The following is a 16,117-nucleotide window of genomic DNA, read 5'->3' as shown; positions in this document are numbered from 1 at the left end:
AGAACCGAAGGCATGACGATGATCTTGGCCACGCATGAAATGGCCTTTGCCCGCGAATTGGCGGACAAGGTCTGTTTCCTTGATGCCGGGCGCATTCTTGAGGAAGGTCCACCCGAGACCCTGTTTTCCGACCCGAAAGAGCCCCGCACGCGGGCGTTTCTAAAACGGGTGTTGTGAGCGGGCGCAATTGCGTCGACAGGGGCGTGGAAACGTGGTCCTTGGAAGAGACGTTTGGGAAAAGGTCTCCATGCAGAAACAGTCGGACAAGGCGGTGCTCGCCATTCTGATCAGCATCGCTGCCCTGGTCTTGTTCGACCTGATGGGACTGATCATCAAACACCTGTCAGGCCGCTACAGCGCAGCAGAGCTTTCAGCCTATCGCAATCTGTTCGGACTGGTCCCCAGCCTCATCGCCCTTTGGATGACGGCAAGCTGGCGCAAAGGCACGCGGTCGCTGCGCATCCGGCAATGGAAGCTGGCAGCAGTACGAGGCCTGTCGGTGACCTTTGCGCAGCTCATGTTCTACCTGTCGCTTGGGATCATGGCTTTTGCGACCGCCACGACGATTTCCTACACCACAGCAATTTTCACCACAGCCCTGGCGGTGCCGATCCTTGGCGAACGGGTGGGCTGGGTGCGCTGGTTGGCGGTGGCCATCGGGTTCGTCGGGGTCATGATGATCCTGCAACCGGGCACGGATGCGTTCACGTGGGCGCTGGTGCTGCCGGTTGCGGCGGCGTTCCTCTATGCGTTCAGCGGCGTGACCGCCCGGCTGATCGACCCCGAGGTTCCGACACCGCTTTTCAACCTGCACAGTTCAGCGTTTGCCGCCGTGGGATCGTTTTGCCTTGCCCTTGCTGTTGGGGGCTTTTCGCCCATCGCCAGTGTCGAGGATCTGGCTTTCATTGTTCTGATGGGGATGTTTGGCGGATCGGCCGTGCTGTGCCTTGTGGTGGCGTACCGCATGACCGAACCCAGCAACTTGGCACCGTTCAGCTATTTCGGCATCCCCATCGCATTTGCACTGGGCTGGCTGTTCTTTGACGAAGCGCCGGTGGATGACCTCTGGCCCGGGGCGCTGTTGATCGTCATCGGAGGGCTGATGATTGTCTACCGCGAGCGCCGCGCGCGCCGACCGCTTCAGCGACCTGAGACACGCAGCTGACCCAAAAGAAAAGGCCGCCCGAAGGCGGCCCTGTCCGACGAGGTAACGTCTAAACTCAGCCGTTCGACGCGGCAGGGGCAGGGGCGGCTGCAACGGGCTTTTTGCCACCGTTGAGCGGATCGTCCTGACGCTGCACCGAGCCTTCGAAATGGGCACCGGATTCAATCGCGATGGTCTTGTGGATGATGTCACCCTCGACGCGCGCTGTTGCGGTCAGGCGAACCTTGAGGCCACGCACGCGGCCTACGACACGGCCATTCACGACCACATCGTCGGCAACCACTTCACCCTTGATGGTGGCGCTTTCGCCAACGGTCAGCAGGTGCGCGCGGATATCGCCTTCGACGGTGCCTTCGACATTGATGTCGCCGGTTGTCTTGAGATTGCCGGTGATGTGCAGATCGCTTGACAGGATCGAGGCCGCTGGCTTGGCCTTGGGCGCGGAGGCCTTGAATTCAGTTGCAGTCCGCGACGGATCGGGCATGGCCGGTTTCGGGATGCTTGCCTCGTCCGCCTTGGGGCCGGGCTCATTGATTTTGCTTTTAGAAAACATCGTTTGCAGCCTTGATGTAGATCATGGGGTTGACAGGTTTGCCGCCGACACGGACTTCGTAGTGAAGATGTGTGCCAGTGGAGCGTCCAGTGTTCCCCATAGCAGCAATTCGATCACCGCGCGAGACCCTTTGGCCCGCAGTCACGTAGAGTTTTGAGTTATGAGCATAGCGTGTCTCGATGCCGAACTCGTGCTGTATCTTGACGAGCCTACCATATCCTGACTGCCAGCCCGCGAACGTCACAACACCGTCCGCTGTGGAGTAGATCGGCGTGCCATGTGCACCGGCAAAATCGGTGCCCGCATGCAGGCGTCCCCAGCGATATCCGAATCCACTGGTAAAGCGGAACGAATCTTTGATCGGCATCGCGAAGGGCGCTTTTTCGGCCGCAATCCGGTACAGGTTCAGCCTGTCCATCTGGTTCAGGATACGATTGGCGCGCAGCACGTCTTCCGACGTGTCTTCGCCGCGTGTCGAGAAGCTCAGTGGCATCAATGGGCCACCTTGGCCGGAATAGCCGCGACGCACCTGATTAAGGATCGTGTCGGGGTTCATGCCCGCCGCTTCGAACATTTTGTCGAGCGGTTTGACCGACACGGTCATCGCCTCTTCAAGCTGGCGGAAGATGGTGTCGTTCTTTTCTTCCATCAGTTTGATCTCGGTTGCCATCTCGTCGGCGCGGATCAATGCGTCCTGTGCATCGGCAACAACCTGGTCGCGCTCTTCTGCGGTGCGGGTCAACGCGGCCGACAGGAAATCAAGCGTTGTGTTGTCGATTGCGCCCGCAGAGGCAAGGCCAGTGCCGCCCGCTTCAATCTCGGTCATGAGGGACGCCAGTTCGGTGCGGACATCTTCGCGGGCGCGGATTGCGTCGCGCAGTTTCAGCTGCACCGCTTCTAGCCCGTATTCCAGTTCGGCCTGCCGGGTTTCAGCGTCGAGCAGGCTGGTCTGCATCACTGACACCTGCTCCAGAGCGGTGTTGAAGCGTTCCTGCGCGGCGATTGCCTCGGCGGCACGGGCGTTGCGTTCTTCCGACAGGATATTCAGGCGCATCTGGTACGTTTCCAGATCGCGCCGGGCCTGTTCGCGGAAATTGCCAGAGCCGATCGAGTCCATCAAAAGCACGGCCGTGGCGATGATGCTCCATGCCAGAACAAGAGAGGCGCCGCCGAACGCGAGCGCCTGTGTGCTGGATTTCAGTCGGATGAACCGGGTGTCAGTGTCGGAGCGCAGAAACAAACGGCGTTCCGGAAAAAAGCGTTCGAGTATGCCATGCAGCTTGATCGCAAGACGTGTGCGCACCTGTATGTTCCTCTTTCCCGTCCCTAGGTCGCGCCTCTTGAGCCCCAACTCCGGGCGCGTATCTGTTACGGCCTTACCGACCGATTCATGAATTGGCAACGTTTTTGGACCAATCGCTTGCCCAAGCGGGCGATCTGACGCCGAATTGGCAAGATTTCGCCGATCTTTTCGGGGCTTACAAAACGATGCTGACGCGCCACAAGGGCAGGGCAAGTCAGTTTGTTTCGGTCAGAGGCCAGTAAAAATCAGGCGGCAAGCCGGCTTCGGCGCGTTTTTCCTCGTTGAACGGCGGCTTCAACGCGCCTTTGAAATAACGCCGCACAAGGGTGTGAAACGCATCTTTCGGGTCGTGTTCGTGCCGCCCGCACAAGAAGTGAAACCACTTCGATCCATAGGCGACGTGGGACACCTCTTCGGAATAGATGGTTTCCAATGCAGCAACCGCGCTGGTGGCGTCGGCCTTGCGGAAGATCTCGATCATGCCGGGCGTTACATCCAAACCGCGCGCCTCGAGAACCATGGGGACAACGGCAAGCCGCCCCATGAAATCGTCCACCGTATCTTCGGCTGCACGCCACATGCCCGCATGGGCAGGCAGGGCACCATAAAAGCCGCCCTGTTCTTCAAGGCAGTCGCACATCAGGTTGAAATGCTTGGATTCCTCGTCCGCCGCCTTGACCCAGTCATCATAGAACCCCATCGGCATGGGGACATGGGCAAAACGTGGGATGATGTCCCAGTGCAAGTCCACCGCGTTCAATTCGATATGCGCCACTGCGTGCAGCAGTGCGATCCGTCCCTGCGGACTGCCGGGTTTGCGCTTGGGCACATCGCGGGGATCCAGCAGTTCCGGCGCATCGGGCCGAGATGGGCGCAGCGGTGGTGCGGCAGTGCCGATCGGGATCGGCGTACCGGCATTGCGCGCGGCAAACCAGTGCGCCGCATAGTCCCGGGACTTGGCCGTTTTTTCACGTCCTTCTGCGGTGGTCAGAACATCCACCGCCATGTCACACAAAGTCATCATGTCTGGCTCATCGCGCATGACGCTTCGGAGTTCAAGACAAAGCCCTTTGCTTGTTTGTTTCACAAAACCTCAGAGGTATGAGGGAAGAGCCCTCATGCGCGCCGCAGGCGCGCCCCTGTCGGATCGGGCGCGGCCCGATCCGATACGACCCCGTCAAAGCGCCTTTGCCGCCTCGAGCACCTCTTCGGCATGTCCCAGCACCTTGACCTTGCGCCATTCGCGCGCGACCCGGCCCTCGGCGTCGATCAGGAAGGTCGACCGCTCGATCCCCATGAATTTCTTGCCGTACATGGACTTCTCTTTCCACACGCCGAAATCCTCGGACGCGGTGCCGTGTTCGTCCGAGATCAGCGGCACGGTCAGCTTTTTCTTGGCCATGAATTTCTCGTGGCTCTCAAGACTGTCTTTGGAAATGCCGAAGACCTTGACGCCGATCTGTGCGAATTCCCCTTCCAACGCCGTGAAGGCTTCGTTTTCCTTGGTGCAGCCCGAGGTGTCATCGCGGGGGTAGAAAAACAGCACGAACGGAGTGCCGCGCAGATCCTTCAGCGAAACTTCGCCGTGGTCGCCGCCGTGGACCGGCAGGGTGAAATCCGGAGCCAATTCCAGTGTATCGCTCATGGCGCTATCCTTTAAGAAGATGAAGACGGATCGGGGAATTCCCCGCTTCGGGAAAGAATAACGCAAAAAGGCGCCGCTTCCAGTGACCGAGCAGGAACAATCGCAGACGTCGACAGCCGTGTCGCCCCGCAGACGGCGGGGACGCTGGGCTGTGCGCGTCGGATTGGTGCTGCTGCTCATCGTGCTGGGCACCGGTTGGGCCATGGTCGGGCGTAGCCTGTCGGCCCCGGACTGGGTGCGTGACACGGTCGAAGAACGGCTGGCGGCGGCCTTGCCGGGCTATGAGGTGTTGTTCGGCGATGTGCAGCTTCGGCTGGAGCAGGATGGTCGAACGCGTGTCATCCTGCTGGATGTGGATGTGCAGACCGCAACTGGTGCGCCTGTCGCGGTGCTGTCGGATATCGAGATCGGTCTGGCGCTGCATGACCTGATCCGCCGCCGTGTGGTGCTGCGTGATCTGAGTGTCAGTGGCGCTTTCGTCACCCTGACCCGCAACCGGGCGGGCCAATTAGGGCTGGCGCTGGGGGATGCGTTTGCCTTGGATGGCACAGCGCCGGATGTGCCGACGCTGGTGGCGCAGGTGGATCGGCTGCTGATGGATGACCGGTTGTCACGGCTGCAATCGGTCGAAGCCGATGCGCTGACGCTGCGGTTCGAGGATGCCCGCGCACGACGTGGCTGGACGGTGGATGGCGGGCGGCTGCGACTGGAACGCCAGAACGACCTTTTGCGCCTGTCGGGGGATTTCGCGTTGCTGGGCGGTGGGGCGACCGCGACGCGATTGCAGCTCGATGCGTCCTCGACCATCGGCGAGACCGAAGTGGCGTTTGGGGTGTCGCTTGACGACATGCCCTCGCAGGACATCGCCACGCAGGGTCCGGCGCTGGCGTGGCTGGGCGCACTCAGAGCGCCGATTTCGGGGTCATTGCGCGCTGCGATGCGCGCGGACGGATCGTTGGGGGCGCTGAACGCGACACTTCAGATCGACGCGGGCGTGGTGCAGCCGACACCGGACACGCCGCCGATCCCGTTCAATTCGGCGCAGAGCTATTTCACCTTTGATCCTGACCGGTCGCAAATCAGCTTTACCGAATTATCGGTGGACAGCGATCTTGTCCGCGCGGTGGCCGAGGGGCGGGCAACCCTGACCGATCTGCGCGACGGCATCCCGTCGCAGATGTTGGGGCAGGTGCGGTTCAGCCGGTTGGAAGCAGCGCCCGACACTCTGTTCGATGTGCCGTTGTCCTTGGACCGGGCCGAGCTGGACTTCCGCCTGCGCCTTGATCCATTCGAGCTGGATCTGGGACGGGTCTGGATCGACGATCCGCAGGTTCCGCTGCGCATGACGGGCAAGCTGCGCGCGTCCGACGATGCGTGGGACTATGCGCTTGACGGCAGTTTCGGGGGTCTCACGCCCGAGGCGCTCTTGCATCTTTGGCCAGTGGCGATGGCGCCGCGCACCCGCAATTGGGTGGTGGACAATATTCAGGGTGGCGTGATCCAGAGCGGGCAGTTCGCGCTGCGCTCGCAGGAGGGACCGCGCCCGGTGATTTATCTCAATGCAGCCTTCGATCAGGCGCAGGTGCGATATACGCGCACCCTGCCAGTGGTGGAGCAGGGCACCGGGACACTGACCTTGAATGATGACCGATTGGCCGTGCGGCTGACCAGTGGACGTATTCAGCCCAAGCAAGGTGGACCGATCACGGTGGACGGCAGCAGTTTCGTCATTCCCGACACGCGGCAACGCCCGGCGGATGGTCAGGTCACCCTTGTTGGCGAAGGTGCGGTCGAGGCGCTGCTGTCCTATCTCGACAGCCCGCCATTGGAGATCATGCAAAAGGCCCGACGCCCGGTGGACCTGTTGTCGGGCCGTGTGCGGTTCGAAGGGACGCTTCAGCTGCCCTTGCGGCGGGGGTTGCGCCTGCCGGACATGACGCTCGAGGTGCGCGGGCGTGCGGTCGAGGTGGCGAGCGACCAGATCATTCCCAATCGCAGCCTGACGGCGCGGGCGCTGGACGTCTCGGTGACCAATGACATGCTGCGCGTGTCAGGTCAGGCGTCGCTGTCCGGTGTGCCGTTTGAGGGGTCTTGGACCTTGCCCATACCCGAGCCGGGCCAGCCGCAGACCGGCAGCACGGTCGAGGGCACGGTCACCCTGTCGGATGCCGCGGCGCGGGCCTTCGGTGTGGCGTTGCCGGAGGGCACCGTGAGCGGCTCTGGCCCTGCCGATCTGCGGGTCGACTTGCGGCGCGGCGCTCCGCCCGAGTTCACATTGACATCGCGCTTGAGCGGTGTCGGTCTGTCGCTGCCACCTTTGGGTTGGACTTTGCCGCGCGGCACCTCGGGTACGCTTGAGGTGGCAGGTGTGTTGGCACAGCCCGCGCGCATTGACCGGCTGGTGCTGGACGCTCCGGGTCTCGAGGCGCGCGGGGCGATCACGTTGAACGCGGACGGGTCATTGGGCAGCATCGACCTTGACCGGGTGCGGGCCGGGGGGTGGCTGGATGCGCCAGTCATCTTGACTGGGCGTGGCGCCGGGGTGCCACCCGCCGTGCGGATCACGGGCGGCAGCGTTGATTTGCGAAACGCCCCTTTCGGTCGGGCAGGAGGAGGTGGTGCGGCACGGGGGGGACCGGTGCCTTTGACGCTTGCTCTGGACCAGTTGCAGGTGTCCAACAGCATCCGTCTGACCGATTTCCGGGGCGATTTGCGGTCAGGTGGTGGCCTGACGGGCAATTTCACGGCCAGCGTCAACGGGGCTGCCCCAATTACCGGAGAAGCTTTGCCGCAGGCGGGGTCGACGGCGTTTCGCATCCGGTCGAATGACGCGGGCAAGGTGATCCGCGAGGCGGGTATTCTGAAAACCGTGGCCGGAGGAGACATGACATTGGCGCTGGCCCCGGTGGCGGGGCAGCCGGGCACCTATGACGGGGCGTTGGATGTGGTGAACACCCGATTGCGGGATGCGCCGGGGATTGCGTCGCTCTTGGACGCGATCAGTATCGTGGGGTTGCTCGATCAGTTGGAAGGGCCGGGCATTTTGTTCTCTGAGGTTGAGGCGCGGTTCCGTCTGACACCGGATCAACTGGTTCTGACCCGGTCAAGCGCGACTGGCCCGTCGATGGGAATTTCGATGGACGGCACCTACAACCTTGGCGCGGGCACGCTGGATTTTCAGGGGGTTCTGTCGCCGATCTTTTTCCTCAATGGTATCGGCAGCATCTTCACCCGCAAGGGCGAGGGGCTGATCGGGTTCAACTTCAACCTGACAGGGCCTGCCAACCAGCCCAATGTCGGTGTGAACCCGCTCTCGGCGCTGACACCGGGGATGTTCCGCGAGATTTTCCGCAGGCCGCCGCCGGTGGTGGGGGAGTAGGGGGTGTATGCTGAAGTGTATCTGGCATTAGGCCAAAGTCGGGAGCGCGGACAAACCTGCCATTGACTGCCCAGCCGAACCAGTGCCTTCAATCTTATCCAAAGCCGTGAGAAGCGCCCATGTTTTGGTCACCTCCGACCTTAATGCAACTGAAAACCAAATTTAGATTGTCCAAGTCTCCGAACTTCACACCTAATTCACGGGAACTCAGGCCGGGGGTCAGGTTTTCCGGACCTGCGCTTACTTTGCGTCAAGTGTAGAAGGAAAGAACGTAAATTTTTCAATTGGCACAGTGCTCTAATAGATTTGACTAGCGGCGCATGCGTTTCGTCTCGGTTTTACTGCGTTCTCATCGCGAAGCTTTGTGAACCGGCCCTGAAAATAAACTACTGAAATATTTGAATTTATGGTGATTTATGACGGACCTAATCGGTGGAATTGCATGTATTTTGGTGCTCATGACGTTTTGCATGCGCGACATGTCGAGGCTTCGATTAATTGCCATTGCTAGTAACATCGCCTTCGTAGTGTATGCCGTTAGAGCCGACTTGATGCCGGTGTTAGCACTCCACTCGATTCTTTTGCCAATCAATCTGTTGGCAATCAATTCGATGCGGAGAGATAATGTCGCTAACCCGTTTTATTCTCGTAACAATTTGGCGTCGAAGGGACACCCTTTTGCCAAATTCTATCAAGTGCACGCCACCCAAAAATTTTGATGTATTTGCGCGCGCAACGGTAGGTCAGACGTTTGCAGGCTTGCTGCAAATCGCTTGTTTGGGCTCATAACGGACATTCGCGTCACTCTGAACGAAATGCGTGCTCCCTGCTTTTGTTGCGCGCCCAAGTTAGGTATGGGCTGCGGCCACAGATACAGCGCCGGACTGACCCCATGAAACTGAGCGATTTCGATTTCCACCTGCCCGAAGACCTGATCGCCACGCGGCCTGCGTCGCCTCGGTCTTCGGCGCGGCTGTTGCATGTCGAGGCGGGTGTGATTGCCGATCGGATCGTGAACCATTTGCCCGACATTCTGCGCCCCACGGACCGGCTGGTGCTGAACGACACCAAGGTGATCCCGGCGCGGCTGTTCGGGGTGCGGCACCGTGTGGGGGAGGCGGGTGCGACTGAGGCGAAGATTGAGGTCACGCTGCTCGAGCCGCAGGCAGACGGGACGTGGTCGGCGCTGGTCAAGCCGCTCAAGAAACTGCGCGAAGGCGAGGATGTTGTGTTCTCGTCGGACCTGACTGCCTGCCTTGAGGATCGCCGCGACGGGCAGGCGTTGTTGCGGTTCAATTTGACGGGCGACGATTTTGATGCGGCGCTGGCCGAGGCGGGGGCGATGCCTTTGCCGCCTTACATTGCGGCCAAACGGCCAGCGGACGCGCAGGACAAGCAAGACTACCAGACGATCTGGGCGCGCAATTCAGGCGCGGTGGCCGCACCCACCGCATCACTGCATTTCGATGAGGCGCTGGTGGCCGCGTTGAACGCCCGTGGCGTCGGCATGAGTTTCGTCACCCTGCATGTTGGTGCGGGCACATTCCTGCCCGTGAAGGTCGAGGACGTGACCACCCACAAGATGCATGCCGAATGGGGTCGTGTGTCCGAGACCGCCGCAGCCGAGATCGCGGCGACCAAGGCGGCAGGCGGGCGGGTGATCCCGGTGGGCACCACTGCGCTGCGGTTGATCGAAAGTGCAGCACGGGGCGGCAGTATCCAGCAATGGGAAGGGGACACGGACATCTTCATTTACCCGGGTTTCGAGTTTCAGGTCACCGACGGGTTGATGACCAATTTCCACCTGCCCAAGTCGACTCTGATGATGTTGGTCTCGGCCCTGATGGGGCAAGACCGGGTGCGCGAGATCTATGCGCATGCCATCGAAGAGCGCTACCGCTTCTTTTCCTACGGCGACAGTTCGCTTTTGATCCCCTGAAAGCAGGCCGGACTAAGGCGTATAGGGAAGATCGGCGCGCAGAATGAGCGGCCAAGGGCTTGTCTCTTCTGCCAGATCGACCTGCACCTCGATCAGGGCTGGCGCGCCTGTCGCAATGGCCTTTGCGAGAACCGGCTCCAGCTCGGTCGGGGTGCTGACGCGATGCGCGGTCACGCCATGTGCTTGGGCCAGTTTCACGTAATCCACGCCGGGCAGGTCGCTTGCAATGGTTCTGCCGTCGAAATTCGTGATCTGGTCGCGGGCCACATTGCCGTAAGACCCGTTGTTGAACACAATCGCCACGACGCCGATGCCATGTTGCGCGGCGGTGGAAAGCTCGGATGCCGCAAACATGAAACCGCCATCGCCCAGAATGGCCACCACAGGTTTGTCCGGGCATCCCACCTTGGCGCCAAGGGCTGTCGGATAGGCGAACCCGAGGTTTCCCTGATAACCGGAGGTGATGTAGGTGCGCGGCGCGTAAACTGGCCATGCGAAATAGGACGCGTAGCCAGCCTGGCACATGTCCTTCACAAGGATACCCTCGCGGGGCAGGACCCTGCGGATGACGTCCAGATAAGACACTTGTGGCTGGATGGTGTTGATCAATTCAGCGGCTCTTTTACGCGCGTCCGCGATCCGCTGGCGGTTTTCCGAACTGGCAAAACCGTCTGCCGCGAGCCCATCCGCGATGGCCGCAGCGCCGATGGCGGAGTCGCACACAACGCCCACATCCGGTTTGAGCCGCAGCATTTCTTCGGGCTCTATGTCGATGCGGATCAGCTTGCGCCCGGCAGTGATCCGGTCGGAGGCATCCATCATGCCGCGCCACCGCATCGCCTGCATTTCGCAGCGAGATCCGATCCCGATCAGCACATCGGTGTCGCCCCACAGTTCATAGGCTTCGACGGAATTGACCCAGAGCGGGTGATCGGCGGGGACAATGCCGCGCCCGCCGCGAAAGGCCGTGACCGGGGCATTCAAGCGCTCTGCAAGGGCCAGCACCTCGGCCCCGGCATGTTGCGCGCCGGACCCCAACATGATCATCGGGTGTTTGGCCCCTTTGAGTAACGCGACCGCGTCGGTGATGGCCGCGGGGTTGGGTGGGGTCTCTTGTGCAGGTTGTGCAGAACCGGTTTCGGCAACGGGGGCAGGCTGGGCCATGGTGTCCCAGCACATTTCCAATGCAACGGGGCCGGGTCGCCCGCTGGTCATCCTGTGGAAGGCTTCCGCGACAAGGCGGGGGGCTGCGGTCGCATTGGGAATACGTTCGGCCGATTTGATGAACGATGCAAGCGTTGCGCGCTGATCGGGGATTTCGTGCAAATGCCCACGGCCCCGCCCCAGGAAAGCAGAGGGCACCTGACCCGTCAGCAGCAAGACAGGTGCATTGACGGCGACAGCGGTACACAGGGCGGCCCCTGTGTTGAGAACGCCCGGGCCGGGCACCACAGAGAAGACACCGGGTTTGCCTGTCGCCCGCGCATAGCCCATAGCCATGTAGGCCGCTGTTTGTTCATGGCGCGGACCGATGACGTTGATGGAGGGTTCGGCTTTCTTAAGCGCGTCCATCAAGGGGTAGGTCTGCACGCCCGGCAATGCAAAGACCGTGTCGACGTCATGTTGCAAGATCGCGTCTACAATGGCCGCGCCGCCTGTCATCATTTTTGTCATTGGAAGTTCTCAATCGCCTTTTAAGGATCTGTCCGTAGCAATGCACCAAGCCTGCCCTTGGAATGGCGATGTGACAATGAAATTCAGTGATTTAGGTTGGGGGATCGGGCAAGAGACAGATCGCGAGCGTTTGAATTTTTGGTCCTGCAGCCTGTGTCTGCGCATGTTGGCACGTCGCGAAAACTCATGCGTTCGTGACTGGTCCCAAAAAAGTCGCCCCTGTCATTGCGACCGTCGCAATGCGCGCGTAGGTCTGAGACGTTGTGTGAGACTAGGCAGGCTTCGTGCGCCGGAATGATCCGACGCCACTGCGACAGAAATAAAGAACCCGAAGGGACAAGAAGTGTTAACCGTGATCCGAACATCGTGGCCGCTGCTGTTGGGCATGCTTTTGCTGATGCTGGGCAATGGCTTGCAGGGCTCGCTTTTGGGTGTGCGCGGCTCGACACTGGGGTTCTCCTCGGTCGAGATGTCCTTGGTGATGTCCGCTTACTTTGCCGGGTTCCTGCTGGCGTCTCGGGTGACGCCGGACATGATCCGGCGGGTGGGCCATGTGCGGGTCTTTGCGGCGCTTGGGTCATTCGTGTCCGCGGCTTTGTTGCTGTTTCCGACGATTCAGGATCCGATAGCGTGGATCATCGGGCGTGTGGTGATCGGCTTTTGTTTCTGCGGCGTTTACGTGACGGCCGAAAGCTGGCTGAACAATTCAGCCACCAATGAAAACCGGGGTCAGGCGCTGTCGGCCTACATGATCGTTCAGATGCTGGGCATTATCATCGCGCAGGGTTTGCTCGTGGTGCCGGACCCGTCGGGGTATCTCTTGTTCGTGATCCCATCGGTGCTGGTTTCCATCGCCTTTGCACCGATCCTGCTGTCAATCTCGCCGACTCCGGCGTTTGAAAGTACCAAGCGGATGACGCTGGTCGAGCTGTACAACGTGTCGCCTTTGGGGTGTGTCGGCATGTTTCTGATGGGCAGCGTTTTTGCCGCGCAGTTCGGGATGGCGGCGGTCTATGCGACCGAAGCGGGGCTAAGCATCGGACAGATCCCGATTTTCACTGCCGCGTTTTATGTGGGCGCGCTGATCTTCCAATATCCAGTGGGCTGGTTGTCGGACCGGTTCGACAGACGTGTCTTGATTGCGTTGTCGGCGCTGATTGCGGGTCTCGCGTCGCTTATGGGGATGTTCTTTGGCGGGAATTTCTACGTGCTGGTCGCAGCTGCATTCCTGATCGGAGGGCTGTCGAACCCGCTGTATTCCTTGCTCATCGCGTACACGAACGATTTCCTTCAACACGAGGATATGGCGGCGGCCTCGGCTGGGTTGTTGTTCGTCAATGGCGTCGGGGCCATAGCGGGTCCGGTGATCATCGGTTACGCGATGCAGGTCATGGGACCGCCGGGATACTTTATCCTGCTGGCCTTTGTGCTGCTGGCTTTGACGGGCTACGCGTTCTACCGGATGACACAGCGTCGGGCTCCGTCCTCGGATGAGACCAGCGCGTATCAGGGCATGATGCCCACCGCATCGCCTGTAACTGTGGAATTCGCATCTGAATGGGCGATCGAAACTGCCGAGGCCGAAGCTGAGGCGGAAGCGCAGGATGCGGCTGAGGCCAAAAAAGAGGCAGGCGCCGTCTGACGCCGCTCATTCAGGCACGAAATGCACCATGTGTCGGCAATGACATGAAAAGTGACTGTTTCACGATTCGTTTCTTGGCTAGCTTCTGCCAGACAGTGGGGGACTGCGCGTAGGATCGGGAGAGAGCGATGATCACGCCTGAAGACGTTTTGAGTTTCTGGCTCGACGAGGTCGGACCAAGTGGGTGGTACAAATCTGAAGAGGCGCTGGATCAGGAAATCCGTGACCGGTTCGGAGCCGCTTGGGAGGGCGCGATGGAAGGCCGTCACGCGCTGTGGCTGACCTATCCAAGTGGAACACTGGCTTATGTCGTCTTGCTGGACCAGTTCCCGCGCAACATGTTCCGGAACACAGGAAAGGCCTTTGCATCCGACCGGTTTGCGCTCGCGGCGGCCAAGCAGGCGATCAGCAAGAATTGGGATGTCAAAATCGACGAACCCGCGCGGCAGTTCTTTTACTTGCCGCTAATGCATTCCGAGAACCTTGCCGATCAGGACCGCTGTGTGCGTCTGATGCTGGACAGGATGCCGGAACATGGGGCCAGCAACCTGCTGCACGCCCGTGCGCATCGTGAAGTGATCCGCAAATTTGGACGTTTCCCCTATCGCAACACTGCTTTGGGCCGACATTCGTCAGCGACCGAAACTGATTATGTCAGCGGTGGTGGGTATGGCTCTACAGTGGAAGAGTTGAAAAAGGCGGGATGACCGCGCCGCCCGTTTTGGCTGTCTGACTGATCCGTATATTGAGAGGGCAGCCGATGGTCGGTCCAACACGTGCCCTGATGCCGGATTATCTGCGCCTGATCGCGCTGTTCGGGATCGTTGTGGTCAATGTCCAGTTCATGGCCTTTTCGCTGCTCAGTGGTCTGGCCACTCCGGTTGCAGAAACCACCGCTGAAATGGTGACCCTTTGGTTGGTCGATGGCCTTGCGCTTTTTAAAAGCTATTCGCTGTTTTCGTTCATGTTCGGGGTTGGGCTGGGGTTCCTGATGCGGTCGGCCGTGCGGAATGGCCATGCGTTCAGCAAGCTTTATCGCAATCGAATGATCGGGCTTTTTCTGTTCGGTGTGCTGCATGGGTGTCTGTTTTTCCCCGGTGATATCTTGTTGGTGTATTCGGTCACCGGGTCGATCCTGTACCTCATGCGGAATTGGCAGCCGGGGCGACTGACCAAGCTGGGTGCTGCGCTGGTGATCCTTCCAACCTTGGCGTTTGCCTCCTTCGTGTCATCGCCGGGCGAGATGCCTGAAGACATCGTGGCGCTGGAGCGTCAGGTGATGACCACTGGCAGCTTGGTTGAAACCATAGGGTTCCGCACCATTGCCTATGCCGTCATGTCGCCGTTTGTCCTGATTTTTCAGGGCGTTGCTGCTTTGGGCTGGTTCTGCCTCGGGCTGGCTGCTGTAAAGTCGGGACTGATCGACAATTCGGATGACCCGGTTTGGACGCGGGCACGGCGCTGGTGTCTTGTGCCCGGTGTCAGTTTCAGCCTGCTGGCGTCATGGCTGTTGCATGCGCATGGTATCACGGCAGCTAGTGCTGTGCTGTTGATCGCGGCGCCGGTGTCGACATTGGGGTATCTTGGTGCGATTGCCGCGATATCGCGACCGCCGGGACCGGTCCTGTCACGGTTTCTGGTGGCTGGAGGATCAAGCCTGAGCGTCTATCTGGGACAGTCGATCATCCTGTCGACGGTGTTTTCCAGCTATGGCCTGGGCTTGTGGGACGCGGTGCCGAGGCCTCAGGTTGTTCTGATCGCCATCGCCGTGACATGTGGTTTGATCGTGGCTCTGGTGGTCTGGCGCAGCGCCTTCCGGCTTGGGCCGTTTGAATGGGTACTGCGGCGGATCACCTATGCCGGGCAGGGCGGCCGTTGAGCGACCGGCAGGACAAGTACCCGCCGGTCACATTCTTGATCACTTCGATGCGTTGAAGATCTTGTCGATATTCGCGCCTAGGGCGGTGTTGAACTCGGCCTCGGACATCTGGTGCGTCAGCCCTTCGGCCAGCGCACGCGAGAAGCTGGCGATCATCTTGGGGTTCCGGGCAAGCCGTTCGCAGGCATCGTCGGTGCTGTAGCCCCCTGACAGAGCCACCACGCGCAGCACTTTTGGGTGATCGGCAAGGTCGACATAGAGACAGTCTTCGGTCGGGATGGTGAGTTTGAGCATCACCGTTTCGCCATCGCCCAAAGTGTCGAGATGCGCTGCGATTTCCTGTTTGAGGATCGTTTCGGCCTCGGCCTTGGAGGGGCTGTTGATGTCCACTTCGGGTTCGATGATCGGGACGAGGCCCGCCTTGCAGACGGTTTTGGCAACGTCGAACTGCTGCGCGACCACGGCCTTGATGCCTGCGGCGTTGGCCTCGTGGATGACCGAGCGTTCCTTGGTGCCGAAGACGCCCATCGCTTTGGCATCGGCCAGCAGCGCTTCTAGCCCCGGCATCGGTTTCATGATCTGCGCGCCATCGGCTTTGTCTTCCAAGCCCTTGTCGATCTTAAGGAACGGGACCACGCCGCGCTGTTCCCAAAGGTACGTGGGAACCGGCACGCCGTCGACCGTGTCGCGCATGGTGCGCTCGAACAGGATCGCGCCCAGGACCTTGGCAGAGGTGAAGTCGGGGGCGGTCATGATGCGGCAGCGCATGTCGTGGATCAGGGCGAACATCTCGGCATCGCCGTTATAGGCGTCTTCCTCGATGCCGTAGAGGCGCAGCGCCTTGGGGGTGGACCCGCCGCTTTGGTCAAGGGCGGCGATAAAGCCTGCGCCTGTTTTGATGCGGTCTGCCATTGCGGTGTCGGTCATGTGAAATCCCC

The 16,117-nt window shown here is 60.5% G+C and carries 12 protein-coding genes and 1 pseudogene; 7 read left to right on the top strand and 6 right to left on the bottom strand.

Annotated elements, in window-relative coordinates:
• Positions 1-177 (top strand): annotated as a pseudogene (locus MCRY_RS23430) (peptide ABC transporter ATP-binding protein); the annotation flags it as partial.
• A gap of 70 nt (positions 178-247) precedes the next feature.
• On the top strand, positions 248-1,165 hold the full coding sequence (locus tag MCRY_RS19075; protein WP_085632829.1) for a DMT family transporter: 918 nt from the start codon (positions 248-250) through the stop codon (positions 1,163-1,165).
• Between the two features lie 55 nt (positions 1,166-1,220).
• On the opposite strand, the gene MCRY_RS19070 is transcribed toward MCRY_RS19075, so the two are convergent.
• The 4 genes from MCRY_RS19070 to MCRY_RS19055 form a co-directional block, all read right to left on the bottom strand.
• The gene (locus MCRY_RS19070; protein WP_085632827.1) at positions 1,221-1,718 is read right to left on the bottom strand and encodes a bactofilin family protein; all 498 of its coding nucleotides are present in this window, start codon (positions 1,716-1,718) and stop codon (positions 1,221-1,223) included.
• On the bottom strand, positions 1,708-3,021 hold the full coding sequence (locus tag MCRY_RS19065) for a M23 family metallopeptidase (RefSeq protein WP_085632825.1): 1,314 nt from the start codon (positions 3,019-3,021) through the stop codon (positions 1,708-1,710). The genes MCRY_RS19070 and MCRY_RS19065 overlap by 11 nt, the downstream gene beginning before the upstream one ends.
• A 214-nt stretch (positions 3,022-3,235) precedes the next feature.
• Positions 3,236-4,045, bottom strand: coding sequence for a ferritin-like domain-containing protein (locus MCRY_RS19060; protein WP_085632847.1), 810 nt, complete (start codon positions 4,043-4,045; stop codon positions 3,236-3,238).
• A gap of 153 nt (positions 4,046-4,198) precedes the next feature.
• Positions 4,199-4,666: a peroxiredoxin gene (locus MCRY_RS19055; protein ID WP_085632823.1), complete on the bottom strand. Its 468-nt coding sequence runs from the start codon at positions 4,664-4,666 to the stop codon at positions 4,199-4,201.
• A 151-nt stretch (positions 4,667-4,817) separates the two neighbouring features.
• Between MCRY_RS19055 and MCRY_RS19050 the strand changes: the two genes are divergently transcribed.
• Together MCRY_RS19050 and queA are read left to right on the top strand one after the other, a co-directional pair.
• Positions 4,818-8,045 (top strand): DUF3971 domain-containing protein, encoded by a 3,228-nt coding sequence (locus MCRY_RS19050; protein WP_244897937.1) that lies wholly within the window; start codon positions 4,818-4,820, stop codon positions 8,043-8,045.
• Between the two features lie 892 nt (positions 8,046-8,937).
• Positions 8,938-9,984: a tRNA preQ1(34) S-adenosylmethionine ribosyltransferase-isomerase QueA gene (gene queA / locus MCRY_RS19040; RefSeq protein WP_085632821.1), complete on the top strand. Its 1,047-nt coding sequence runs from the start codon at positions 8,938-8,940 to the stop codon at positions 9,982-9,984.
• Between the two features lie 12 nt (positions 9,985-9,996).
• Here queA and MCRY_RS19035 read toward each other — a convergent pair whose 3' ends face one another.
• The gene (locus MCRY_RS19035; RefSeq protein WP_085632819.1) at positions 9,997-11,658 is read right to left on the bottom strand and encodes a thiamine pyrophosphate-dependent enzyme; all 1,662 of its coding nucleotides are present in this window, start codon (positions 11,656-11,658) and stop codon (positions 9,997-9,999) included.
• 343 nt (positions 11,659-12,001) lie between these two features.
• Here MCRY_RS19035 and MCRY_RS19030 point away from each other — a divergent pair, with 343 nt between their 5' ends.
• The 3 genes from MCRY_RS19030 to MCRY_RS19020 all read left to right on the top strand — a co-directional run bounded on the left by MCRY_RS19030 (position 12,002) and on the right by MCRY_RS19020 (position 15,179).
• A complete protein-coding gene (locus MCRY_RS19030; protein ID WP_085632817.1) occupies positions 12,002-13,300 on the top strand; it encodes an MFS transporter in 1,299 nt (432 codons plus the stop codon).
• Positions 13,301-13,428: 128 nt separating this feature from the next.
• Positions 13,429-14,007 carry a DUF924 family protein gene (locus tag MCRY_RS19025; protein ID WP_085632815.1) on the top strand — a complete coding sequence of 193 codons (579 nt, stop codon included), beginning with the start codon at positions 13,429-13,431 and terminating at the stop codon, positions 14,005-14,007.
• Between the two features lie 53 nt (positions 14,008-14,060).
• Positions 14,061-15,179, top strand: a complete 1,119-nt coding sequence (locus MCRY_RS19020; RefSeq protein WP_085632813.1) for a DUF418 domain-containing protein — start codon at positions 14,061-14,063, stop codon at positions 15,177-15,179.
• A 39-nt stretch (positions 15,180-15,218) separates the two neighbouring features.
• On the opposite strand, the gene MCRY_RS19015 is transcribed toward MCRY_RS19020, so the two are convergent.
• Complete coding sequence (locus MCRY_RS19015) at positions 15,219-16,106, bottom strand: fructose bisphosphate aldolase (protein ID WP_085632811.1); 888 nt, start codon at positions 16,104-16,106, stop codon at positions 15,219-15,221.
• Positions 16,107-16,117: the final 11 nt, after the last annotated feature.

It is taken from the genome of Marivita cryptomonadis, from assembly GCF_002115725.1.
Classification (GTDB): Bacteria; Pseudomonadota; Alphaproteobacteria; order Rhodobacterales; family Rhodobacteraceae; genus Marivita; species Marivita cryptomonadis.
This window is presented reverse-complemented; position numbering and strand designations above follow the sequence as displayed.

Excerpts from the sequence above, each read along its gene's own strand:
- MCRY_RS19075 (WP_085632829.1), top strand. The coding sequence starts at position 248 with ATGCAGAAACAGTCGGACAAGGCGGTGCTCGCCATTCTGATCAGCATC.
- MCRY_RS19070 (WP_085632827.1), bottom strand. The coding sequence starts at position 1,718 with ATGTTTTCTAAAAGCAAAATCAATGAGCCCGGCCCCAAGGCGGACGAG.
- MCRY_RS19060 (WP_085632847.1), bottom strand. The coding sequence starts at position 4,045 with ATGATGACTTTGTGTGACATGGCGGTGGATGTTCTGACCACCGCAGAA.
- MCRY_RS19055 (WP_085632823.1), bottom strand. The coding sequence starts at position 4,666 with ATGAGCGATACACTGGAATTGGCTCCGGATTTCACCCTGCCGGTCCAC.
- queA (WP_085632821.1), top strand. The coding sequence starts at position 8,938 with ATGAAACTGAGCGATTTCGATTTCCACCTGCCCGAAGACCTGATCGCC.
- MCRY_RS19035 (WP_085632819.1), bottom strand. The coding sequence starts at position 11,658 with ATGACAAAAATGATGACAGGCGGCGCGGCCATTGTAGACGCGATCTTG.
- MCRY_RS19025 (WP_085632815.1), top strand. The coding sequence starts at position 13,429 with ATGATCACGCCTGAAGACGTTTTGAGTTTCTGGCTCGACGAGGTCGGA.
- MCRY_RS19020 (WP_085632813.1), top strand. The coding sequence starts at position 14,061 with ATGGTCGGTCCAACACGTGCCCTGATGCCGGATTATCTGCGCCTGATC.
- MCRY_RS19015 (WP_085632811.1), bottom strand. The coding sequence starts at position 16,106 with ATGACCGACACCGCAATGGCAGACCGCATCAAAACAGGCGCAGGCTTT.